The organism is Pantoea sp. QMID4, from assembly GCF_030270445.1.
In the GTDB taxonomy this organism is placed as follows: domain Bacteria; phylum Pseudomonadota; class Gammaproteobacteria; order Enterobacterales; family Enterobacteriaceae; genus Pantoea; species Pantoea vagans.
The window spans coordinates 1-21,773 of sequence record NZ_BSXL01000013.1 but is presented as its reverse complement, the minus strand read 5'-3'; the positions used below and the strand labels follow the sequence as shown (position 1 = coordinate 21,773).

The window sequence follows — 21,773 nt, the reverse complement described above, 5'->3', positions numbered from 1 at the left end:
TGAAATGGAATTATTTAAATTAACGTCTGAACATATAAAGGAAATGTACGACATAAGGTTTTCTGTCACTGAAAACCTTGTCCATGCGCATCAGATTGAGTATCTGCAGAGAGAAGTAATTCTGGCTGACATCGCACAGGGTGGCGGATGGATCTGCAAAACTGACGATGGCTATGTAGGTTATGGCCTCGGCATTCACATACCCCATGCATTGATAGGTGGTCTGTTTGTACGGCCAGAGTACCAGGGGCGGGGAGTTGGGGGAGCAATACTGGAAAAAATCACTGAGTGGTTTTTTGAACTGGGAGACACTGAGATTGAACTGACCACTGATGAGCACTCATCTGCTGCTCGTTTCTATCAAGCGAGAGGCTGGCACAGTTGCGGTCACGATGAATATGGACAGTTGATTATGAAGAAAAGGAAAAAGACCAAATGAAATTACTTACAGCGCTTCTGTTTTCTCTGATCTCGGCTAAAGCAGCGTATGCTGACTCCTTTGTTCTGACAGACGGCAGTAAAGAGATTCACGTCGCTACTGAGGATTTGGTCAAGCTACCAGTCACTTCAATAACGACAGCCACGAATTTCACGCCAAAAGCTACTTTTGAGGGCGTGACCTTCACAGAACTGCTCTCTAAGTATTCGATTAAAGCATCATCTCTGAGGGTCTACGCCCTCGATGACTACAGCTACACCCTGCCAGTGGGAGAGCTTTTAAAATATCACGTTATCCTGGCATACCTGAAAAATGGTAAAGCGATCCCGGTTTCTGACCTTGGACCCTTTGCAGTAATCTACCCCAGAGATGAGCATCCAGAACTGAACAAACTGGAAGTGAATGCCAAAACTGTCTGGCAGATAAACCGGATTGAGGCCATTAAATGAAACGCAGGGTTGTTCCCGTCGTACTTGGCTTATTACTGACTCTTTTTTTTTCAGGTTCAGTTTTTTTTACTGTTCAGAAATTCAACGAAATAAAAAATCAGTATAAAAGTATTGAGCCAAACCTTGATAACTATTCCACAGCTGAGATCCTCTTTCTGGCTTTTGAAAGAACCCGGACATCAGTTTATCAGACAGAAAACCCTGACAACTTCGAAACCAAAAAATCTGTTTTTGACTCGAAAGTCAGAATCCTCAAAAACAAGTCATTACGGATAAACTCATTTTATTATGAGCCAGATTTCCTAAGTGCACTAAACCTGCTTGAAGAGCAAAGCACTGAACTAAGCAGGCTTAATGAATCCACACCGCCCACCCAAAGGAAGGATGTACTCTTAGAGCAAATGAATAAGATGCAGCCTACGCTTATTAACTTGCAGGAAATCATTTATAAAATCCAGATAAGAAACTTCAACACTATAAAGTCATTGATACTGGATAACTCCTCATACACAGAACTTGCTGCACTTTTTTGTATTTTTCTTTTGTTTACTCTAATTATTTTACTTTGGGTTCATATCGTAAAGCTAAACTCTGCGATTAGAGGAAAAAACATTTTCATTTCCGCCATATATCATGAATTATCTGGCTCAATTCAGAAGATCCAGCTATCTTCTGATATGATAGATGTGAGGGGGGATGTTTTAAATTCAGAAAAATATCTTGCTAAAATCACTTACCATTCAATTAAACTTTATCAGCAGACAAAAGAAATACTTGAGTTTTCTAAAATAGAGATCGGTAACGTTGGGGTTAATAATCTTAGTTTTTACACTGAAGACGCACTGAATGCAGGCCTGTCTCTCTACAATGAAAGCAATGCTAATAAGATAGAGTGTAGCGTATATCCGCAAAACATTCTTATTAATGCTGACAAACAAAAAATCATATCCATTATTCATAACATCATTGACAATGCAAATAAAAACACCCATTCCGGAATGATTAAAGTACGGCTTAGAGCAGTTAAGTCTCACTTATTTTTAAGAGTCAGTGACACAGGTTGTGGTTTTGATACTAAGAAGCTCAACCTGCTTTTTCAGCCTTTCAACCAGGGCGTAGAGAATGAAACGCGGCAAGGACTGGGTCTGGGACTGTCAATTGTTAAAAGTTATCTAAAAACTATGAAGGGTAGTATCAGTGCGCGCTCGAAGATTAATGAAGGTTCTACATTTATGGTCAGAATCCCTATCAATATCGTTAATTGAAGTTTATAAAATTTCTAAAATTAAGTCCGGATTTCCGGACTTCTGCATTAATCAACAACAAAGTGTTTATTTTCGGCCCTATCTTCAGCAGTACTCATACCAGTGAGATGAGTATCAATAAGTTCCTCAAGTGACTGAGGACTTGAGTCACCTCGAATGTGAAGATACATTTCTGTCATCATGGCCATCATAATACTTGTCCCTTCCCGCGTTCCTGCTACCCGACGTATCAAATCACGGTTAAATCCTTCCATATCAAACTTATTACCTTCACCCTGATGTTTCTTGACCATCAGACCGATACCCACCAGTTCATTGACCACAGAGGAGAAGTTAACCTCACCGTGTGTTGCACCGTTTTGCAGCTCTAACTGAACCAGCTCCTGGACTTCTCTTTCGGTTTTTTCTTTGAAGTAAATATTTCTGCGCGCCATTTCTGTATTTCCTGTGAGGCAGCGTTTATTTATCACTGCCTTTTGATTTATTTGCAATTATCTTCATCACGGCGCCAGCCTTAACGCCACATTCGGATAATTTCGTCATTCCTATATTATTCACTGCGATTTCCGTGTGTGTCAATCCGGCACTGTTCATTTAATCCGGGTGGTGTGCTAATCCGGCACTGCACCTGCGTTCAGTGTGTGTTGATCCGGTTTTATGCACACTTTTTATACGAAAATCACACATTAAGGTTGATAAGTGTGTGTGTTAATCCGGCACTGTAGTGTCTTTTGATGTGTGTCAATCCGGCACTACAGGCCTTTTCTATGTGTGTTAATTCGGTACTGTGCACTAACAAACCATTCATAACCAAATGATTTTATTATGTAGCCACAATCAGCACACATTACAGTGCCGTTTACAGTGCCGGATTGACACACAATCCGGCACTGTAATAACACACAATTCAGCACCGTATTAACACACAATCAGGCACTGTAATGTGTGTTAATTAACACACAATATCGATCACACATTTAAAAAAAATCTAAAAATTAAACCTAAGCGCATGTTTTAAAACAACTAAACTGCAAGATTTCATCTTGCGTGGGGTGTGATGAATTCTTACCCCCGGAGAGCGGCTTGATAAATAAAGCTATCCTGCTGAATTCTTTATATCCCTGACAAGGTTCGTCACCAGCCGGTCAGCGCAACGTGCGCGTCTGTAACGAATTATCTTGCAAGCAATGATCTGAGCGGGTATTTTCCACACGAACCCGCCTGGCGCTTTACGCGCACGTACGTGAGATTATCAGAATGAAAATATTTGCTGCTCTCGCGCTTGCCGCTGTATTCAGCGCGCAGGCTGCGCCGGAAATGTGTTTCACAAAAGCCGGGCAGGATTTCGGTATTGACCCGCGTCTCCTGATGGCGCATTCCATTCAGGAATCACGCATGCGTAATAATGCGCTGAATACGAAAAGCAGCGGCGGCACGCATGATGTCTGCAATATGCAGATAAACAGCTCTCACTTTAATCAGCTGACAAAGTTTGATATTACGCGGGAAAGGCTGCTGAAAGATCCGTGCATCTGCATTTATACCGGTGCGTGGATCGAGGCGCGAAATTTCAGACAGTATGGCAGAAACTGGGACAGCGTCGGGATGTACAACACCGGCCCGAGTCCGAAGCTGATCAAACAGCGTCGTGAATATGCTGCAATCATCAAGAGTATTTACCGCGTGCTCATTGCACGGGATGAGGTTTACACCGCAATGGCGAAGCAGAATAAAAAAACGCCCGCGCCTGAAAATTTCTTAGCTGCGGACGTAATGCCTGACAAAAAATAACCCCGGCATGCCGGGGTTATTTTCATGATTTGAGTTTTGCGAACTCCTCCGCCATCTTCCACAGCGCCTGATTCAGCTTTATATCGCCGTCGATGCCCGTTACCGGTCGTGTCGTAGTTCTTTTTCCCTTTGCCGTTCTGCCGGGCACCCCCCCCTTAATCAGGTTCTCCTGCACGATATTAAACGCGGTCCACAGGTCGGTGCCTTTGTCATACCAGGCACGCGGCTTAATAATACGCTCAGCTGACACCGGCGGCTCTTTGCCGTCATATTTATATTCCAGCGCCAGCTGGCCCAGCAGGCGGCGTTCTTCACTGTTAACCTGAATGGATTTCATCATGCTGATATTATTTTCCACCTTATCGAATACGCCCAGCACCTCATAAGCGCCTTCAATAACCTGCGATACAATATCCCCCTTGTGTGGCACGCTGATTTCACCAAACGATTTCCAGCACACCAGGCCATTCGTGCAGACCTGCCGAAAAATTCCCGGGATCATTTTGTAACTGCTGGAGCCATCATGACTGTTCAGTAATACAATTTCCGGCACCTCTTCGCCGCCATTTTTATTTCCCCGCCGCAGGCGGATCATATGCTTAGTAAATTCCCGGCGCGCCGGATCACGTACGCGTGACTGGCTGGCATAAAAAGGTTCGAACCCTTCTTCACGTAATTTATCCAGCAGCGTAATGGTCGGAATATAAGTGTAGCGCTCAGAACGTGAGTCATGCTTTTCTGCTGAAAATGCGCTTGGAACAATTCGCATCAGCTCGTCATTGCTCAGCGGGCTGTTTTTACGGAGAGCTGTCTGGGCGGCATAGCGGGAAGCCAAACGGACCATAATTAATTACCTCTCAGGGATTCTGTGTCATTAGTGAAATAAAGGCCAGTTTATAAAGCAGCGAGCGCTTCGCGGAATATCAGATAACCGGTGTCGTACTCATACAGCGCCAGCGGCCAGCCTTTATGCAGATATATAACCGCTGCTTCAGGTTCTTCTGTTGGCTCCTCAAGTGCATCGAGGTCAGCCAGCTGTGCGCCATTAACTCCGCTGATTCCGGTGAACACCGCATGCCTGTGCATGTGCTCATACAGATCGCGAAACTGCGCCGCACTGAGCGTCTCGCCCTGCTTTTCTGCGCATGTTTTGGGAGATTCTGGCGTGGCGGTGTTGACGTTGACGTTCTGTGTGTTCATGGCGTTTCTCCTGCTCAGGTGGGTTGTCTTGTTTCGGTCGATCCAGTCGCGGCAAAGGGCAAAGGAGCAACGGCAGGCGGCAGGTGCAAGGGCGCCGCAGGCGTGCATTTCACCCTTGCACCTGACAAATGACGGTGCTACGACAAGCCCTCCGCGCCTGGACTGACCGGAACTGTCCCGCCGCGCCCGATAACGGACACGAACACACCCCGGACGGCTCAGCCGGTCGGGTCGTCAGCGGCCACGGCCTTTCGTGGCCAGTGAACGCACCGGCGCCAGCCGGTTGCAGGGGTTGCGTCAGGATGGAAACCCGCTGGCCCGGAACGGGCCCGGGCAGAGACGGCTTGCCGGCTCTGTGCGAAGCATGACAGCCGCCCGGACGCCCGGTGTGCCAGCTCTTTACCAGGCGATACAGGGCATTCCGTTACTTCAGAAGAGATGATCAGGGTGTTAATGACGTTGATAGCAGCTAAGTGCAACAGCTGCAGGAAGTAAGGCTGCTTACAGCAGCTCTGTGTCGGAACGCAAGACAGCGGGACAGTCGCCCACGTTGGGAAAGCGCAGATGAAGGGCCATACCGGGTGTAACAGCACCCGATTTCCCCTGCAGGTACTGCAGGGGAGTCAGTATCTATCCTTTCAGACGCGAAAACTGCCAGTGGCAGAATGGGCTGTATTCGTCAGCCAGAGGCAGGTTCTGCTGCGCATATCTGCTCAGCCCTCCATGCTCAGCCCAGAACAGGTCACGAGCTGCGTCATTCAGCTCACCTTCTGCTTTATAGACATTAGTTGTCTGGTATTCAGTGTTTTCCACGTACTCTTCTTCACCGATTGGATTTGCTGAATGAACGATTCGGGTTTCATAGGTTTCCGCTGCAGAGCCTGCCACTGGACCGTATACATAAACCGTGATCAGCAGTTTCTCGTGCGCGTTAATCAGCAGCATCTCGATTCCTGAGCGAAATTTTCCCGTATTAAATTCTGCTTCTTCGCGCGTAAAGGTTGCCGCTGTCAGGTACTCCAGATTCATGCCGAAATCGCTACGCAATGCAGCAGTGTTCACATTGAACTGCGGATGATCCCTGTAAAAAAGGCTGCGACGCAAGGCACGGCGGATAGCTTCATAGCTGATTTCTTCTGATGGTTTTGCCGTTAAAGACGATGATTCTTTAGATTCTGAAGCCGTTGTGTTGACGTTGAGCAGTGACATGTTGTGTCTCCCGTGTGGTTTATTCGATGTTTCTCTGAGTTCCTCGCCGTGAGGGCAGAATGGGCGCGCGGGGAGCAGGCTGAGCGCAGAGGGAAACGGCTAAGCCGCAGCCCGCAGGGACCGGGTGCAGCCGTTTAGCTTGCGACCCTTGCGCGAAGACGCCCGGGAGCCAGATTTCTGCACGGCGAAGGGATTCAGGAAACGAAGCAGAGCGCGGAAGATGAACAGGGCACAGCCCCGGACGGCGGCCCTTTGCCGGTCCGGTCTTTAGCGGCCCCGTTTTCGGGGCCAGTGAACGCACCGGCGACAGCCGGTTGCAGCTTTTGACCTCAGCCATCAGGCCCTATGTCCGAAACCCGAAGGGGTTCGGCGGAGCTTACCGGCAAAGCCGGTTAGCGCAGTAGGACTGACGACCCGGCAAAGCCGGGGAGCCGAAGGTGGCCATGTCCCGGCCCCTGACGTTGATGTGTAGTCAGTAAAGGCAGCAATCGCAGAATAACCGGCACAACCGGCAACGCCATCCGGACAGCAATGAGACACCCGGCATCACTGGCAGACTACAGAGAACGCGGAGGGGGAGAGCCGGTGCGTCAGCACCGGGTTTTGCCTGGCCTGAAAGGTCTGCAGGCTTTTTTCGCGGTTCTGCACCCCGCTCATGGCCAGAATGGCCGGTTGGAACCGGCCTTAGCTCCCTAAATTATGACCTTCCTGTTATAAGTCGCTTTCCAGTCCATGTACTCTGGTCCGTCGCGAAGCGGTGTAAGACTGGTGAGATTCTCGGCTAAACCGTTCATGATCAGAATCCGCTCCACGGCTGCAAACCAGTCTTCCTTATTGCCAATCGGAAACCAGAGATTCGAGTTGTCACCGCTCAGCAGCGGATGATTGCAGAAGTGAACCCCCCTGCCCTGCGCTGTTACGCAGCCCGTCACGATGCAGGAGGCCCGTATCGTTTCACTCAGGGCACTCCGGGCGAGGTTTTCCGCTACATCACCCCAGCACCACTCGCCATCAGGCACCGGCAGCTCGATGCACCGTAACGAATGACCACCCGCCCGTGCGGTCAGCCTGGCAATATCTGACACACCCGTTTCACCATATGCGCCGTTTGCCTCGCAGACATAATGGCCATTGTGCCAGAAGGACTCTGCACCATTATCCAGGCGGATCAGACAGTATTTACCCATCACTCTGGTGATATCATCCTGCTGAACCGGGCTGGTGAATGCTGTGAAATGTGGTTGCTCGACAATTTTGCTCATGACTGCTTCTCCACCTGACGCGCTACCTGCATCCACTGTGAAAAAAGCATTGCCGTTAAATGTGCCAGCTGGCCGCTGCGCATGGCGTTTACAATCGCGATGGCATGTGCGACGATTTGCATGTCAAAAATCATATATCTCTCCAGATTCTGGTTTTGATGTTGCCGGTATCTCGTAAATACCGGCGGTGAAGAAAGCAGAGGCAACTCTGCTTTTTTTACATCTGCTGTTTGCTCATCAGGCAATATCCGCTTTATGCATGGCGTATCCGGCTTTGAGAATCAAAGCCAGTTCACTGCTTGCATATCCCCATGCTGCATCGCCCAACCCGTCTGGATAGCCGTGCGCAATGTGTGCCGCCTCAATCCACGCTTTAAATGACGCCAGCGGGATCATCGGGCGCGGGCGCGACCAGTCAGTAACAGTGTCACAAACTTCTTTAGCCATATTCATCAGTGTGCCTGTGAGAAGTTCAAAACGTTCACTCTCGGTCATGCTCTCTGACTTCAATGATCTGAGGTAATCCAGGCTCTGAGCCAGAGCTGGAGCAAGGCCGTAATTTTCCTGTCCGTTAACCCCTGTTTTGGAAGATTCTGAAGCGGCGGTGTTGACGTTTTGTGTGTTCATGCTGATTCTCCTGTTCGGGTGGTTTATCCATGTTTCGGTGAGTTCATCGCGGCAAAGGGCAAAGGAGCAACGGCAGACGGGCGAACGCGGGGGCGTCACCGGAGGCCGCAGCGCAAGCGAGCCATCCTTATGGCGAGTGCGAACGGGCGAGGAACGGCGAAGCGGACCCTTGCGGGCGAACGGATGACGGTGCTACGACCAGCCCTCCGCGGGGAACCATCCGGAACATGAAGCACCGGGGATGAAATGAGCACGAACACACCCGACGCGACGGAACGTCGTGGCGGCCTCAGCGGCCCCGTTTTCGGGGCCAGTGAACGCACCGGCGACAGCCGGTTGCATCCGTTGACCTCAGCCATCAGGCCCTATGTCCGAAACCCGAAGGGGTTCGGCGGAGCTTAGCGGCTTGCCGCTTAGCGGAGTGGGACTGACGACCCGGCAACGCCGGGGAGCCGAAGGTGGCCATGTCCAGGCCCCTGACGTTGATGTGTAGTCAGTAAAGGCAGCAATTGCACCTGAGCTTGCATAACCGGCAACGCCATCCGGACAGCAATGAGGCATCCGGCATTACTGGCAGACTACAGAGAACGCGGAGGGGGAGAGCCGGTGCGTCAGCACCGGGTTTTGCCTGGCCTGAAAGGCCTGCAGGATGTGCGCCCTGTACGGCACGGATTCAGCTGCCTGTTTCATATTCGAAATGTTCACCGGCGCGACTCAGCAGCTCGCGGAACGGCAGATCAATCGCGCTACACAGGTGCATGAGGTTGGCGAGCAAATCGGTCATCGCTGTTACAGCCAGGTCATTTTCACTATCCAGCCCTGTGTAGCTGGCGAACTTGTTAATGGCCGCAGCAGCGGACGCAAGGGCGGTACCATCGTAACCATCCTGCTGCAGCGTCATACTGACCAGCCAATCAATGTCAGCGATTTTCAGTAATTCAGGATCTGAAAAGGCCGCTGGCAGTCTTACACCAGGTGCAGTGTTATTTATCATGGGGAACTCCAGTTACGTTCGTGCCAGCAGGTCCGGGAGCATCCAGTCCTGTCCGGTAAGATACGCATTATGCGTATGCATACTGCCTGCCGGTTAAGATAACCGCCGAAAACATCGATAGCGCAGATATGGGGTCAGGCTGCCTGATGCTCAGTGCATTTCAGGCAGTTCCTGTGATGCGACGGTTTAAAACTCCAGATTTTCCAGGAGTTCTGTTTCATCAAGGCGTTTTGACGGATGCCGGTACTCTCTCAGGGCTTTAGCCACTTCCGGATCGTTCAGCCATACGGCATGAACAGTGTACAGGTCGAGCAGGTCGGCCTCGCGGCGTAACCTGCGGGCAGTTTCATAGTTATCCCAGCCTGCTTCGTATGCAGCCTGGCTCATTAGTGACGCTTTCTGTGCAGCAATGCGTTCAAGTACCGCTGGATCGGTTTCCGGTACTGTCCATTCCAGCTTGCTGGCATTGCCGCGCAGCACAACGCGATGCGCCCGATCAGTGATCCTGACGACCTGCGGTTGAAAGCTCAGTGCATCGTAGTCGCTCAGGTGCCACTCATCGTTCAGCTCAGCCTGAACCAGCAACTCCATTGCCTCCGTGACGGAATCAGCACGACCCAGGCAAACTGCCTCGTCTCGCCAGTACGTGCCGAGATTTCGATCATCTTCGTGGAACTCCATGGAACCGTATACGGTGACGCCAAAGGGACGGGCGCTCTCAATATACGACTGACGCTCAGCCTCACGGCATCCGGGAGCATCCGCCTGCAGACATACCAGTTCAGGCAGTTCGGGGCCATCCACGGCTTCCCACATTTGAGGATACAGCTCTATAGCCAGCGACCGTACGGACGACGCAAGCTCATACCCGGACGGTGTAACGATGTCACCCCTGTTGATCATCGTGCTGATGCAGGAAGCTGCCAGCTGCAGATCATCGAAAAGGTCTTCTGTATCAACACCCAGTTTCACCATGGCCAGGTGCTTCATCAGGTTGCCTTCCAGCTCCGCCAGGCTGAACCGGCGATTAGTGCGCGCAGCCAGATGCACATCGAAGTTTTGTTTTACCCATGTTTCGGTAGATTCAGAAGCGGCGGTTTTGATGTTGTGGGTGTTCATGCTGGTTCTCCTTTATCGGTTGCTGTTAACCATGTTTCGGTGAGTTCATCGCGGCGAAGGGCAAAGGAGTAACGGCAGACGGGCGAACGCGGGGGCGTCACCGGAGGCCGCAGCGCAAGCGAGCCGTCTTTATGGCGAGTGCGAACGGGTGAGGAACGGCGAAGCGGACCCTTGCGGGCGAACGGATGACGGTGCTACGACCAGCCCTCCGCAGGGAACCACCGGAACAGAACAGCCGCACCGGAATGAAATGAGCATGAACACTTCCGGCACGGCGGAACGGCGTGACGCCCTCAGCGGCCCCGTTTCGGGGCCAGTGAACGCACCGGCGGCAGCCGGTTGCAGCCGTTGACCTCAGCCATCAGGCCCTATGTCCGAAACCCGAAGGGGTTCGGCGGAGCTTAGCGGCTTGCCGCTTAGCGCAGTGGGACTGACGACCCGGCAACGCCGGGGAGCCGAAGGTGGCCATGTCCAGGCAGTGGCAGTGGCAGTGGCAGAATCAGCCCACAGAGCAGAAACGGCAGGCTGTCAGTGGCAGATAGGTACAGGGGATGACGGCGGTCAGGTGAAAGGGTATAGCCGGTGTGTCAGCACCGGATTTATCCTGCCCCGCAGGGGCTACCGCCCTGGCAGTTTGCGCGGGGCAAAAAGGCAGCTTACGCCGCCTCTGGTTCGCTTATCTCAATACTGGTTATGTGCAGTCCGGCATGCGCCATCATGCTGACCAGCTTATCAATCGAAAAGCAGTTGATCCGGCCTCCTGCCAGCTCGGACACTCTTGGCTGTGAAACGCCCAGCGCAGCGGCAGCAGTGGCCTGATTCAGGCCATTACGTTTAATCCAGCTATTCAGGCGGCCTACCAACTCGGCGCGGAGTTTCATATTTTCCGCCTGCTCTGGCGTTTCGCTGATCGCGTCCCACACATTATCAAAAGTCTGAATGTTCATTTTTTACGCTCCTCTACCAGTCTGCGATAACGATTCCGGGCAAGTTCCACGTCACTCTGGCTGGTCTTATGTGTCTTTTTCTGAAAGCAGTGCAGCACATACACGGCCTCTTCAAATTTGGCGACATACATGACCCGGAAAATGCCGTCATTACCCCGGATGCGGATTTCACGTGCTCCCTGGCCTACCGTAGCAAATGGCTTCCAGTCGTCCGGCTCAAGTCCCTGCTGAACCAGGTCAAGCTGATACCCTGACGCAGTGCGGGCCTCTTCCGGGAAAGCCCGTAAATCCTCAAGACTGCTGTCAATAAAACTGATTTTCTTACGCATCATCCCCTCATTATACGAAATTCCGTATATTGTGCAATTTCTGTCTTACTCATGCACTCTATACAACCCCGTAGCTCCGGCTTCCCTGCCTTTCTGTTCCCTGCTGTTTTGTCCGTGGCTTACATTGCCCTGATAAATTCCATCATCGCTTTGATCCGGCGCTGGCTTTTAAGGCGTTCTTCAAAATCGTTGAGATAGTAAGCCGGTGTATAGCGTACCCGGTTAAACTCCAGCGTCAGCGTGTTACCGGTGACAACCTCGGCAGCAATGCCCAGAAGAGAAAGCTGTATAAACGCCATGTCTGCTGCGACAGGATCGATATCAATACAACTGACGAACATCTGAACGGAAGGATTAAGCCCGGCTTCAATCAGGCACTCTGCGTAAGCGATCACCATTCCCCCGGCTCCGCAGGTCGGCTCTGACAGCGTAAACATCCCTTCCCGCCGGATGGTATCAATCACGCCTGGCATCAGCAGGCGGGCCATCATTGACTGCACATTGTAAGGCGTAAAATACTGCCCCTGGCGATCGTCGCCCAGCTCCAGCTCCATAAAAACTGCGCCCAGAAAATCATGAAACTGAGCCTGAAGCGCACATACCATCAGCGCGAACAGTTCATGCATATTTTGCATGTCGGCGGCACTATAGCGTTCGCTGATTTTGCGGCAGCGTTCAATATTCTCCGGCGCTCTGATCCGGGCGATATCCAGTTCACTGGCCGCCAGGATAATGAAATCGCTGAACACCTCCCAGCGGCGCAGGTTGTACGCTGTCTCATGGAAGACGCTGATAAACTGTCGTCGCGCCGCTGCCAGGCTTAACGCGGGTGCGGAAACCGCAGGCAGATTTACCGGCAGCGCGGGTAAAGGATGCTGAACAACCGGTGCCGCGTCCTGTGCCTGGTCAAAAAATTCCGCAAAACTTATCTGTGACATGAATCTATTCCTTTTACAGCCGCCCCGATCAGGGGCGGCTTTTCACATCACGCCATGCTGAGGCCAGCATGAACCAGTTTCATAAACTTCGGCCAGTTCTTCAGCTTCATCGCAGGAACGCGGGCGCTTTTTCCTTCGCGAAGCGCATTTACAAATACTCTCGCCTGTGACACGATTTGCGGGTCGAATTGCATGGGTTTATCTCCGTTAAGTTTGACAGCGCCGGAATGTTCGTTGGTAGCGTGATTCCGGCGGTGAATGAGCAGGCTTATGCCTGCTTTTTTCATTTCTGATTCAGTTCAATTGCCTCCTTAACGCTCGTTATGATCTGTGCGTGAGTCATGTGGTTGTAATTACGCAGGCGGAAGTACCGCACCCCGATCCGGGCGTAAATGTCCGTTACCTCGCCGCAGTACATTTCTGCAAACATGAACGTTTCACAGTTCCCGCTCTCACTGCATGCCCAGTTCAGCGGATAGAGTGTCCCCAGCGCATCATGAAAGCGGTGTACGTCGATCTCCGCAGGCGCTTTTACCGCCGCCGCCTCACGATTCAGCCAGTAATTCCGCGCTTCTTCGGCGTACCCCTCTGCGCTGGCAAAACGATCTCCCAGGTAGTAATTACTGTTTTGACCTTCAGCCCAGGTTTCGGTGGTTTTGGTTGCGGCGGTTTTGACGTTCTGTGTGTTCATGCTGGTTCTCCTCTGATGGTTACTAAAACCCTGTTTCGGTTGGTATGGAGCGGCGAAGGGCATCAGTAGCAACGGCAGACGGGCGAACGCAGGGGCGTCACCGCAGGCCGCAGCGCAAGCGAGCCATCTTTGTGGCGAGTGCGAACGGGCGAGGAACGGCGAAGCGAACCCTTGCGGGCGAACGGATGACGGTGCTACGACCAGCCCTCCGCTCCGTACCAGCCGGAAAAGGGTGACAGCACAGGGATGAGCATGAACACAGTCGTCACGACGGAACGGCGTGACGCCATTAAAGGGTGCTGCGCACCCGGTTGAAGCACCGGCGACAGCCGGTTGCAGCCTTTGACCTCAGCCATCAGGCCCTATGTCCGAAACCCGAAGGGGTTCGGCGGAGCTTAGCGGCTTGCCGCTTAGCGCAGTAGGACTGACGACCCGGCAACGCCGGGGAGCCGAAGGGGGCCATGTTCCGGCAGTCGGTTATTTAAAAACTACCGCAGAGACTCTGCCGGGATCACGCTGAACACCTCCAGATCTATGCTGTCTGTCAGCCCAGGTCCTCATTACTCCCGCCGCTCCGCCAGTATGCAATGTCATCGTCAATCCGCCTGATCTGCTCACTGACGGCCTCTGTCAGGCGTTCTGTTTCAGTCTCCTGCGCCCCTGAAAGCCCCTCCCACTCACCCGACATCACGCAGAGTTTTTCTTGCATGGTTATCAGCTTCCGGCGCTGACTTCGCGCCGTTTTCAGCTCACTAACGTAATCGCCCCGGCTCATACCGGCACCGGCCTGAACATCAGTTTGTTTGGTACCATCCAGCGTTCCAGTGCCTGCGTTATCGCAGTCGATTCCTCTGACAGGAACCCGGCCTCAGCCCCCAGTCGCCATAAAGGCTGGCCTGCCATTTCCCAGCGATCCAGGGATTTCAGTGACGGGAATCTCTCACTCCACCGATAAAACATGATCTCCAGCTCGGTATGATGCAGTTGTGAGCAGGACCAGCGTGATATCCAGCTGCTGACACTGGCTGGCGTATGAAATGCCAGGTCAATCTCAGCCTGCCCTTTAATCGCCTGATGAGTTCGCATTTTCGCCTCTCTCTCTCGGCTGTACTGGCGGGAATACTTATCACTGAGCAGCTCCGTTTTTCGCCGCTGCCGCTCTGTGCCCTGAAACCGCCATCCAGGGAACAGATCGTGAACATCATAACTGCTCAGCGGATGCGGGCAGTCCTCACCGGCACTGGCGATCATTCTGTCGATCGCTGACAGCCATACCTGCCTGTTCCCCCTGAATTCGGCCTCAAGCATCGAGGGACGGAAAAAGCAGATTTCTTTCAGCGTCACCCGCCTGCTGCCCCTGAGAAGGCGAAAAAAAGCGTGTGCATACGGGTAGTCTGCACAGTGCACGTTACGTTCATACCTGTTTTCAACGAATGCGATGGCCTGCATCGCTGCACGGCGGGCAGGAGAAAGCGGAACCAGTAAACGACTGTTCGGGATCATGCGTATTCTCCTTCTGCCAGGTATTCCGCCATGCCGGCAGCGTTGTGTTCCAGCAGGCATGCCTGTGCCGCTGCGGCGATCAGGCCGCTGATACGCTGCGGGTCAAACGGCGTCAGTCTGAGCACTTCGCGCACGCAATCACCGTCAGCTGATATGAGTACAATAAGCCACTCCCCGGACACGTCTCCCGGACTGCATACGCAGAGACTGAAAGCCTCTCCGGGCGGGGTGTAGCGCAGCTGAACCGGAAAGAACCCGCCAAATTCTCCACGGTACTCCCCGTTGACCGTCCAGCCCGCTGGCACGTGCAGCAGCTGCGCGACGGCGCTGGTCAGAACATGGCGGTCGTTCTCACCTCTTTCGCGCCACTCCTCAAATTCGCAGGGGTGCATTTCGGTCAGCACGGTCAGATTCAGAGCATTGTTATTATTCATCTTTGTCTCCATGCCGCCCCGAAGGGCGGCGCTCCTTATCAGGCCGCGTGAGCGGAATCGTTGTTGTCAGTGTCGCTGCCAGACTTTTCAGGCTCCGGCCCTTTCATCCAGGCTGGCACCCAGCGGGTATCCCGCATTTTCCCTTCTGCCAGTTCAGCAGCATCGCCCTTCTTCATTTTCGCCGCGTCAGCGGCCGCGCCTTTAAAGCCGGCCTCAGTCAGCGAATCAATAATCTGTGTATGCTTCAGGTCAGCGAAGAAGTTCGCCTTTGTGGGTTGCCACCAGTCACGCATGTGGAAGCCAATCGCGTTTTCCAGAGAATCCAGGCGGCTGTCAGAAGTGCGCTGATATTCACGCGTCTGTACCCCGTCAACCGAGCAGGCAACACAGAACGCCATCAGTGACATCAGCGTTTCACCGCTCAGATCGAAGAATGTGGTGAAGTCTTTATCCCATCCCTGCGGCAGCAGGGATTCCAGACGGGTCTTTTCCTGCATAAGAACCGTAAAGCCCGGGCCTTTGTCACCGGACGGGGCATCCTGGGTCAGGCTGTGGTGTGGCACGGTCACGCGAATGCCGAACGGGTTGCCATACTGTGAGCCGGAGGTGAATACGTTATTGCAAAGCTGCCAGACCAGCAGGGCAACAGCCTTTTTTTGCTGCTGCATCAGCGCAGCCTGCACGGCAAGGGTGCGCTCAGACGACATTTTTGTTAGAAGCGGCAGACTGATACCCTCAGCCGCATCCGGCCTTTTATCCATCCGAATCGGGCTGACTTCAGGGGCGGCAGACTGTGCGCCCTGCTCTGTTTCGTTGCTATCATCAGCCTTCAGATCGGCAATCCGCACAACGCCGCGCTGCACACAGAGATCACCGTATTTATCGAACCCGACCACCACGCCCGACATGGCGCGAGTCTCCGGGGTCCATGCGCGAACCAGTGCTGTTTTTTCGATGATTTCAATTTCATCGCTGGCGGCGCTGTAGCCCTCGTCGTCAGCGCTTTGTGCACATTCATCAGCCACCTGGTAAAGGTCATCGATGCGGCTTTCTTCGTCGCCGATGTACACCGGTTCCGGCTCGTCAGTTAACTGATACGTCAGCGCATCCCGGTGCGGATAAAGCGAACTCAGCTGGCCAAGGCTCCACTTCCAGCCTTCGCTTTCCTGAATGTCCTGAGCCATATCAGTCAGCTTCTGCACGGTCAGGGTTTCCAGCAGAACCGCGTCAGCCGTTCCCTCACCTTCCTGCTGGCTGAACAGGTCTTCGCGCACGACACCACCTGCTGCCTCATACGTCTCACGACCCACGAAGAGAAAGCGCTTATCTGTGATCGAAATTTCTTTATCAGTAATGAGTTTTCGTAACATGCCGACGGGCAGGTTAGACCACGTCGCTTTCACCTCTTCATAGACGCGCACCTGACGGGCCTGATCGTCTTCAAGACAGAGCGTCTGGCACTGCTCGACCGTCAGCTGATCGTCTGCCAGCAGCTTAAGCAGCGACGGCGCGAGGTTTGCGAGTTTCAGCATGCGCTGAACGTGACGGGTGCTGTAGCCCAGATCGGCACCAATCTGCTCGGGGGTTTTTCCCTGATAAGCCAGGGTACCGAAGCTGGCAATCTGTTCTGCCGCATGCATATCACTGCGCTGAGCATTCTCGATGTAGGAAACCAGCGCGGCCATTTCCGGGGAGACGCGTTTAAAAGGCACCTGGTAATCGGGAGTCAGAAACTGTTGTGAGAGCAGCAAATTCAGGGCAGTAAGGCGTTTGCCGCCAGCAGCCACCGCCAGTTCACCGTCCGGCAGTTCGTGGGCAACCAGATTCTGCAACAGGCCGACCGACCTGATGGTTGCCGCCATGCTCTCAACGCTTTCAGTGGAATACGGAATGGTACGGGCATTAAGCAGCGACATGATGAACACGGAGAGAGGCGCGTATTCAACCGGCGCGGCTTCAAGCGCCGCTTTGACCGCCGCCTGTTCGGCGTCGCTCACTTTATTAACGCTGGTTTTTTTAGGGGCTTTTGCTTTAACATTGGCTACTGACATCGTTGATACCTCATGAGATTAATGACTGTCTCGCCCTGCAGAGTGGCTGCTCCGCAGGGCACCTTTTAACTGCTTACTGCGCTTTGCGAATACCGTAATCACCGATATAACGGTTCAGCCAGTAACCCGCGTTTGCTTCAAAATTCCATGCTCTCCAGACCAAGTCGCCGTCCTTACGCACGACCAGGCGAAAGTGCGTACCCTGATCGTCTTCGATAGCAACATTGGCGTACTGCGCAGCGACTGCCGTCGCCTGCTCACGCGTATAGGTGTCATCCGGTAAGCGCACAACTGCTGGCTGTTCCACTGATATCTCCTGTTTTTTTTCCCTTAAAACCATCACCCGTTGAGTTGCCGGGGCCGCGGTCTTGACGTTTTGCGGGGAACTGCTGCTTGCCCCCCTGGTTGTAACCTTCACCCGTTTGAGAGCCGTTCGCCGCAAAGGGCGCAACGAGCACGGGCCGGCGCAGATGTCCGGGAGCGAGCAGAAAAATTTTTGGCCACATAAAAAATTTTCCGGCGAGAGGCTTCAGCCGTCCCTGGACAGCCAGACGGTTTGTGCTTGTCTCAGCCCCGGCGAAAGGACTCAGACGGGCGAAACAACCCATGAGGAAAGGAGGAACCCGCCGCAACGGCGTGACGCGCGGGCGCGAAACGACGTTGCCCCTTACATCCCGCCGTGTGTGGTGGCGGGATGCATGGAGCGCCGTTTACGGCGTGACTGAGCGGCGCAGCCGGAACGGCTGCTGTGAGCGGAAGGTGTTGCGTCAGGATGGAAACCCGCTGCCCCGGAACGGGGCCGGGCAGAGACGGCCTGCCGGCTCTGTGCGAAGCATGACAGCCGACAGGACGCCCGGCGCAACGACCGTTTTAAATTCAATCAGCGATGCCCGGAAGAAAGGATTTCAGAAACCTTTTAATTATTGAATATTAATGCTAATAAAGAGCATAAATAATCACCAGAGGAAAGCTGAAAATGTCAGTTACACGTCCCGTCGCCGCTCAGTTTGAGGCTTACAATAAACGCGATATTAATGCCTTCATTGATTGTTTTTCTGAGGATTTCAGAGGCTATCGCATGCCCGCCGAAACGCCCTCAACGATCGGAAAATCAGCGCTGCGTGAGTTTTACATAAGTAATCGCTTCAATAATCCCGAACTCAGGGCAGAACTCATTTCAAGAACGGTGCTGGGTAACAAAGTGTTTGATCACGAATTCATTCATGGCATTTCACCCACTCCTCTTGAAAGCATTGCCGTTTTCGAAATTACTGATGACCTTATCTCTACTGCGTGGTTTTACTTTCCATGATATTTACCACGATGTTGTTACAGGCAGAAAGACGGGAGTCGCGCCGTCAGGCGCGCCTCATTCTTTTCTGCTGCCGCAGGCACGGTTTTCGCGGGCTAAAAGGCGGCCGCAACCGCCTGAAGCTGCCGGCTTACCCTTAACCCCTCTGCAAGATAAAGTGGCTTCCGAGATAAACAGCACTCTGACAGGTCATGAAATAGCAGATTTCGTCTACGATCTCTTCGGTTCTCAGCTCTCTCTGGCCACTGCTGCGGCGGCGCTCGTTGATCACGGCTTTGTACTGGCGAAGGATGTCGCGGGTTTGTGGTGTAAGTTTCAATTTGTTCTCCTTTTCGGCAGGGCGTACCCTGCCGGTATTATCTATCAGTTGCTGAATACAAAGCCGTCGTGCAGTACATAGCCGCTGCTGAACAGGTCGCGGGCATAGGCCTCATAGTCGAAATAAGAGCGCAGCGGCTCCGGCACGTCACTCAGCAGACCGCAGTCTTCGATATGATCAAAGGCAAAATCTTCTTCAGATTCGGCCGTCCCTCTGTACGCATCATCAAATGCGTCAAAATCACACTCGCCGGAGTAATCCGCCCAGGCAACAAATGCGTCTTCCCTGCCCTTTTCTTTCGCCTGCTTCCAGGCCGCAATGAAATCCCAGTCGATAAAGGATTCAGACACGAATTTAGACGGAATGCCTTCCCAGTCCTGGAACATGAATTCGGGATCATCTTCAGACGCGTGGAGTTCACGACACGCGTCGTGAAACTCGTTCTTTTCTTCAAAGTCAGTGAGATCAAACCACTTCCCGAAAATGCTGCCGCAGTTGTATTTATGGTAAGTCCCGACGTATACCGCTGGTCCGCTAAATGTCATAAGAAATCCTCCGCAGTCAAAGTCATCACAGTTCCGGCCTGTGCCGTGACTGAATGACAGCCCGGCGGACAGCGGAGTGTTCAGGAGCGACACCGCAGGCCGCAGCGCAAGCGAGCGGGAGACGGGATTACGCACGGCGCTGGCGCGAATTTCTGAGCGGCGGCGCGACGGGAGTAAGCACGGCGGAGCAAGTGCGAACGGGCGAGGATGGCGAGCGAAGCGGTCTCTTTAACACGCAGCGGCCGGGCTAAAGTGAAGTCACGGCACTGGCCTCAGACCGCACGGACCGGGTTTTCTGCCCTGCCCCGCCGCATGGCGGAATATAGCGGCGCGCAGCAACATCCTTGTATCGTGTCTCTGGCAGAGTAAATTGAGTCTGTCTGTGCATTTTTCCAGGACAGAGCAGGCCGGCAACTTCCTCAGGCTATCAGGCCCGTAAATAAGATAAATGCCGCTCTGTCCTTATCTCAGTCCAGACCGAAGGGTATCTTTGGCCCCGCAACGCGGTAAGCCTGAATTTTGCAAGGTTGGTCAGCACTGACCGCATGAGGATATGACATGACTGTTTATCTCGGAATTGATATTGCCAGTAAGAAATTCGATGCAGCTTTGCTTTGCAACGGCAGTTACCGGTGTAAGGCATTTGTCAATTCAGCGGCGGGCTTTACGGCACTTATAAAGTGGGCCGGTGAAAGTAATTTTTCAGAGATCCACGCATGCATGGAAGCCACCGGTGATTACGGGACAGCCCTCGCTACGTTTCTGTATGAGGAAAAAATAAAAGTCAGTGTGGTAAATCCCTCACGCATAAAAGGGTTCGGTCTGGCTGAGCTATCCCGTATAAAAACAGATAAGAGTGATTCAAAGCTGATTGCGCGCTTCTGCAGGGCAACTGTTCCGGCGCAGTGGCGACCTGTACCGCAGCCGGTCAGGATTTTACAGGCTCTGGTACGCCGGATGCATGCGCTGAAAGGCATGCTGCGAATGGAATCTAACCGTGCTGACAAAGCCGATGCCAGCATCCAGGCCTCGCTCCAGAGGATTTCCGTTAATCTGAAAGAAGAAATTGAAATGATCCGGCAGGAAATCAAAAACCATATCAGCAGTAATGATGAGCTGAGAATGCAGGAGGCATTGATAAGTTCAGTACCGGGCATAGGAAGTGTTACAGGTGCCGTAATTTTATCTTTTATGGCAGACAAAAAGTTCAGCAAAGCGAAGGAGGTTGCGGCTTTTCTGGGCCTTAATCCACGACACCATCAGTCCGGCAGCTCGGTGAGGGGCAGATCAAGAATGTCAAAAACAGGAAATGCACATCTGCGAAGCGCAATGTACATGCCTGCCCTTGTTGCACTGAAGCATAATCCGGATATCCGGGCATTAGGCCAACGTCTCCGGCTTACAGGAAAGCCCGGGATGCTTATCGTTGGTGCGGCAATGCGCAAACTCATACACATTGTTTTTGGTGTGCTACGTTCAGGCGCAGTTTATGTGCCTCAGACAATCGGAGAACCTGTCTGCGAGTGATTGCATAAAAAAATAAAGCGTTTTATCAGGAGCTGATGTTTTAATCCGATCCGGCCTGTTCAGGATTACGGAGGCAATCGGCTATCTCATTAAGGATTAACTGTACGTGTCTAAGCCGCGCCTGTAGTCTGCATTTCGCGTGTAGAAGAGGATTCAGTGCGCATGTGTGCTTTTGCAGAAGCAGACGTCGGCTGCAGATATCTTGTTTAAGCACGATGACCAGCTCTCTTATACGGCAACCATTGGGATCTTTACCAGCATAAAAAATTAAATCTATGAGGGTCAGGTTACTAATATGTAATCGACCCCCAATACTGGGTCCGCTTTTCGCTGTGAGTTCAATGGGTCGGTGCAACGCTATCCTTAATCAGGGGGACGTTTCTGACATCTGCATAAATTAATCCGTGGATAACCGATCTCACGGCATGTTCATGCAGACATGCCGGAATCATCAGAGTGTTTCCAGAGTTCAGGCAGGGTCGTGCTGAGAGGCCGTACGGCGGGTTCTGGAAACACTCAATATACTAAAAAAGGGCCTGGTTAAGCCCTAGCTAATTCATTCATACCCGTGATGATAGCCGCACCGGCAATCATCACAAAGGAGGGTATCGTAACAGCCCTCATCATCCAGGTACTGGAGTCATTCACCCGCCTGTAAATGCCTTTGTAACTGCCTGTTACGCCGGCGGTGTGCAGGTCCTCAGTTGTAGGTCACGCTGAGCGTCTCCTTCCCGGCCCCCGCCGGACACCCCGGCAGCCGGTACCGGTGCTGCCCGCCCGTCAGCGTTATCCGCCGCTGCACCGCACCGTCCGCCCCGCACG

At 52.8% G+C, this 21,773-nt stretch carries 27 protein-coding genes; 6 read left to right on the top strand and 21 right to left on the bottom strand.

Going from position 1 to position 21,773, the window contains the following annotated elements:
• Positions 1 to 4: 4 nt before the first annotated feature.
• The 3 genes from QSK07_RS21930 to QSK07_RS21920 are packed head-to-tail and all read left to right on the top strand — an operon-like array spanning position 5 to position 2,153.
• The gene (locus QSK07_RS21930; protein ID WP_285723171.1) at positions 5 to 439 is read left to right on the top strand and encodes a GNAT family N-acetyltransferase; all 435 of its coding nucleotides are present in this window, start codon (positions 5 to 7) and stop codon (positions 437 to 439) included.
• Complete coding sequence (locus QSK07_RS21925; RefSeq protein ID WP_285723173.1) at positions 436 to 888, top strand: putative pterin-binding protein; 453 nt, start codon at positions 436 to 438, stop codon at positions 886 to 888. The genes QSK07_RS21930 and QSK07_RS21925 overlap by 4 nt, the downstream gene beginning before the upstream one ends.
• The gene (locus tag QSK07_RS21920) at positions 885 to 2,153 is read left to right on the top strand and encodes a sensor histidine kinase (protein ID WP_285723175.1); all 1,269 of its coding nucleotides are present in this window, start codon (positions 885 to 887) and stop codon (positions 2,151 to 2,153) included. The genes QSK07_RS21925 and QSK07_RS21920 overlap by 4 nt, the downstream gene beginning before the upstream one ends.
• A 47-nt stretch (positions 2,154 to 2,200) precedes the next feature.
• Here QSK07_RS21920 and QSK07_RS21915 read toward each other — a convergent pair whose 3' ends face one another.
• Positions 2,201 to 2,587, bottom strand: a complete 387-nt coding sequence (locus tag QSK07_RS21915) for a relaxosome protein TraM (RefSeq protein ID WP_285723179.1) — start codon at positions 2,585 to 2,587, stop codon at positions 2,201 to 2,203.
• A gap of 823 nt (positions 2,588 to 3,410) precedes the next feature.
• Here QSK07_RS21915 and QSK07_RS21910 point away from each other — a divergent pair.
• Positions 3,411 to 3,944 carry a lytic transglycosylase domain-containing protein gene (locus tag QSK07_RS21910; RefSeq protein WP_285723181.1) on the top strand — a complete coding sequence of 178 codons (534 nt, stop codon included), beginning with the start codon at positions 3,411 to 3,413 and terminating at the stop codon, positions 3,942 to 3,944.
• A gap of 22 nt (positions 3,945 to 3,966) precedes the next feature.
• On the opposite strand, the gene QSK07_RS21905 is transcribed toward QSK07_RS21910, so the two are convergent.
• The 18 genes from QSK07_RS21905 to QSK07_RS21820 form a co-directional block, all read right to left on the bottom strand.
• Entirely contained in the window at positions 3,967 to 4,788 is an 822-nt protein-coding gene (locus tag QSK07_RS21905; protein ID WP_285723183.1) for a DUF932 domain-containing protein, read from the bottom strand.
• A 50-nt stretch (positions 4,789 to 4,838) separates the two neighbouring features.
• Positions 4,839 to 5,144 carry a hypothetical protein gene (locus QSK07_RS21900; protein ID WP_285723185.1) on the bottom strand — a complete coding sequence of 102 codons (306 nt, stop codon included), beginning with the start codon at positions 5,142 to 5,144 and terminating at the stop codon, positions 4,839 to 4,841.
• Between the two features lie 630 nt (positions 5,145 to 5,774).
• Positions 5,775 to 6,353, bottom strand: coding sequence for a hypothetical protein (locus tag QSK07_RS21895; RefSeq protein WP_285723187.1), 579 nt, complete (start codon positions 6,351 to 6,353; stop codon positions 5,775 to 5,777).
• Between the two features lie 692 nt (positions 6,354 to 7,045).
• Positions 7,046 to 7,615 (bottom strand): hypothetical protein, encoded by a 570-nt coding sequence (locus QSK07_RS21890; protein WP_285723189.1) that lies wholly within the window; start codon positions 7,613 to 7,615, stop codon positions 7,046 to 7,048.
• Complete coding sequence (locus QSK07_RS21885) at positions 7,612 to 7,749, bottom strand: succinate dehydrogenase flavoprotein subunit (protein ID WP_285723191.1); 138 nt, start codon at positions 7,747 to 7,749, stop codon at positions 7,612 to 7,614. Before QSK07_RS21885 ends, QSK07_RS21890 begins: the two co-directional genes overlap by 4 nt.
• 103 nt (positions 7,750 to 7,852) lie before the next feature.
• Positions 7,853 to 8,242, bottom strand: coding sequence for a hypothetical protein (locus QSK07_RS21880; protein ID WP_285723193.1), 390 nt, complete (start codon positions 8,240 to 8,242; stop codon positions 7,853 to 7,855).
• A gap of 673 nt (positions 8,243 to 8,915) precedes the next feature.
• Positions 8,916 to 9,236, bottom strand: coding sequence for a hypothetical protein (locus tag QSK07_RS21875; RefSeq protein ID WP_285723195.1), 321 nt, complete (start codon positions 9,234 to 9,236; stop codon positions 8,916 to 8,918).
• Between the two features lie 186 nt (positions 9,237 to 9,422).
• Positions 9,423 to 10,355, bottom strand: coding sequence for a hypothetical protein (locus QSK07_RS21870; protein ID WP_285723197.1), 933 nt, complete (start codon positions 10,353 to 10,355; stop codon positions 9,423 to 9,425).
• A gap of 656 nt (positions 10,356 to 11,011) precedes the next feature.
• A complete protein-coding gene (locus QSK07_RS21865) occupies positions 11,012 to 11,302 on the bottom strand; it encodes a helix-turn-helix domain-containing protein (protein WP_163658887.1) in 291 nt (96 codons plus the stop codon).
• Complete coding sequence (locus QSK07_RS21860) at positions 11,299 to 11,631, bottom strand: type II toxin-antitoxin system RelE/ParE family toxin (protein WP_235765248.1); 333 nt, start codon at positions 11,629 to 11,631, stop codon at positions 11,299 to 11,301. The genes QSK07_RS21865 and QSK07_RS21860 overlap by 4 nt, the downstream gene beginning before the upstream one ends.
• Positions 11,632 to 11,750: 119 nt before the next feature.
• Complete coding sequence (locus QSK07_RS21855) at positions 11,751 to 12,569, bottom strand: N-6 DNA methylase (RefSeq protein ID WP_285723202.1); 819 nt, start codon at positions 12,567 to 12,569, stop codon at positions 11,751 to 11,753.
• A gap of 47 nt (positions 12,570 to 12,616) precedes the next feature.
• Positions 12,617 to 12,763: a hypothetical protein gene (locus tag QSK07_RS21850; protein ID WP_033774359.1), complete on the bottom strand. Its 147-nt coding sequence runs from the start codon at positions 12,761 to 12,763 to the stop codon at positions 12,617 to 12,619.
• A gap of 89 nt (positions 12,764 to 12,852) precedes the next feature.
• Positions 12,853 to 13,260, bottom strand: coding sequence for a hypothetical protein (locus tag QSK07_RS21845; protein ID WP_352230982.1), 408 nt, complete (start codon positions 13,258 to 13,260; stop codon positions 12,853 to 12,855).
• A 544-nt stretch (positions 13,261 to 13,804) separates the two neighbouring features.
• Complete coding sequence (locus QSK07_RS21840) at positions 13,805 to 13,969, bottom strand: hypothetical protein (RefSeq protein WP_285723205.1); 165 nt, start codon at positions 13,967 to 13,969, stop codon at positions 13,805 to 13,807.
• Between the two features lie 62 nt (positions 13,970 to 14,031).
• The gene (locus tag QSK07_RS21835) at positions 14,032 to 14,763 is read right to left on the bottom strand and encodes a plasmid SOS inhibition protein A (protein WP_285723207.1); all 732 of its coding nucleotides are present in this window, start codon (positions 14,761 to 14,763) and stop codon (positions 14,032 to 14,034) included.
• Positions 14,760 to 15,197 carry a conjugation system SOS inhibitor PsiB gene (gene psiB / locus QSK07_RS21830; RefSeq protein ID WP_285723209.1) on the bottom strand — a complete coding sequence of 146 codons (438 nt, stop codon included), beginning with the start codon at positions 15,195 to 15,197 and terminating at the stop codon, positions 14,760 to 14,762. The genes QSK07_RS21835 and psiB overlap by 4 nt, the downstream gene beginning before the upstream one ends.
• 38 nt (positions 15,198 to 15,235) lie before the next feature.
• On the bottom strand, positions 15,236 to 17,248 hold the full coding sequence (locus QSK07_RS21825) for a ParB/RepB/Spo0J family partition protein (protein WP_285723211.1): 2,013 nt from the start codon (positions 17,246 to 17,248) through the stop codon (positions 15,236 to 15,238).
• A 73-nt stretch (positions 17,249 to 17,321) separates the two neighbouring features.
• Positions 17,322 to 17,588, bottom strand: coding sequence for a DUF905 domain-containing protein (locus QSK07_RS21820; RefSeq protein WP_285723214.1), 267 nt, complete (start codon positions 17,586 to 17,588; stop codon positions 17,322 to 17,324).
• Positions 17,589 to 18,224: 636 nt separating this feature from the next.
• Between QSK07_RS21820 and QSK07_RS21815 the strand changes: the two genes are divergently transcribed.
• Positions 18,225 to 18,560, top strand: coding sequence for a nuclear transport factor 2 family protein (locus QSK07_RS21815; RefSeq protein ID WP_285723216.1), 336 nt, complete (start codon positions 18,225 to 18,227; stop codon positions 18,558 to 18,560).
• A gap of 136 nt (positions 18,561 to 18,696) precedes the next feature.
• On the opposite strand, the gene QSK07_RS21810 is transcribed toward QSK07_RS21815, so the two are convergent.
• Positions 18,697 to 18,879, bottom strand: a complete 183-nt coding sequence (locus QSK07_RS21810; protein WP_285723218.1) for a hypothetical protein — start codon at positions 18,877 to 18,879, stop codon at positions 18,697 to 18,699.
• 44 nt (positions 18,880 to 18,923) lie between these two features.
• Positions 18,924 to 19,424, bottom strand: a complete 501-nt coding sequence (locus QSK07_RS21805) for an antirestriction protein ArdA (RefSeq protein WP_285723229.1) — start codon at positions 19,422 to 19,424, stop codon at positions 18,924 to 18,926.
• A gap of 558 nt (positions 19,425 to 19,982) precedes the next feature.
• On the opposite strand from QSK07_RS21805, the gene QSK07_RS21800 reads away from it, so the two are divergent.
• Positions 19,983 to 20,951, top strand: coding sequence for an IS110 family RNA-guided transposase (locus QSK07_RS21800; RefSeq protein ID WP_285723220.1), 969 nt, complete (start codon positions 19,983 to 19,985; stop codon positions 20,949 to 20,951).
• Positions 20,952 to 21,773 lie beyond the last annotated feature (822 nt).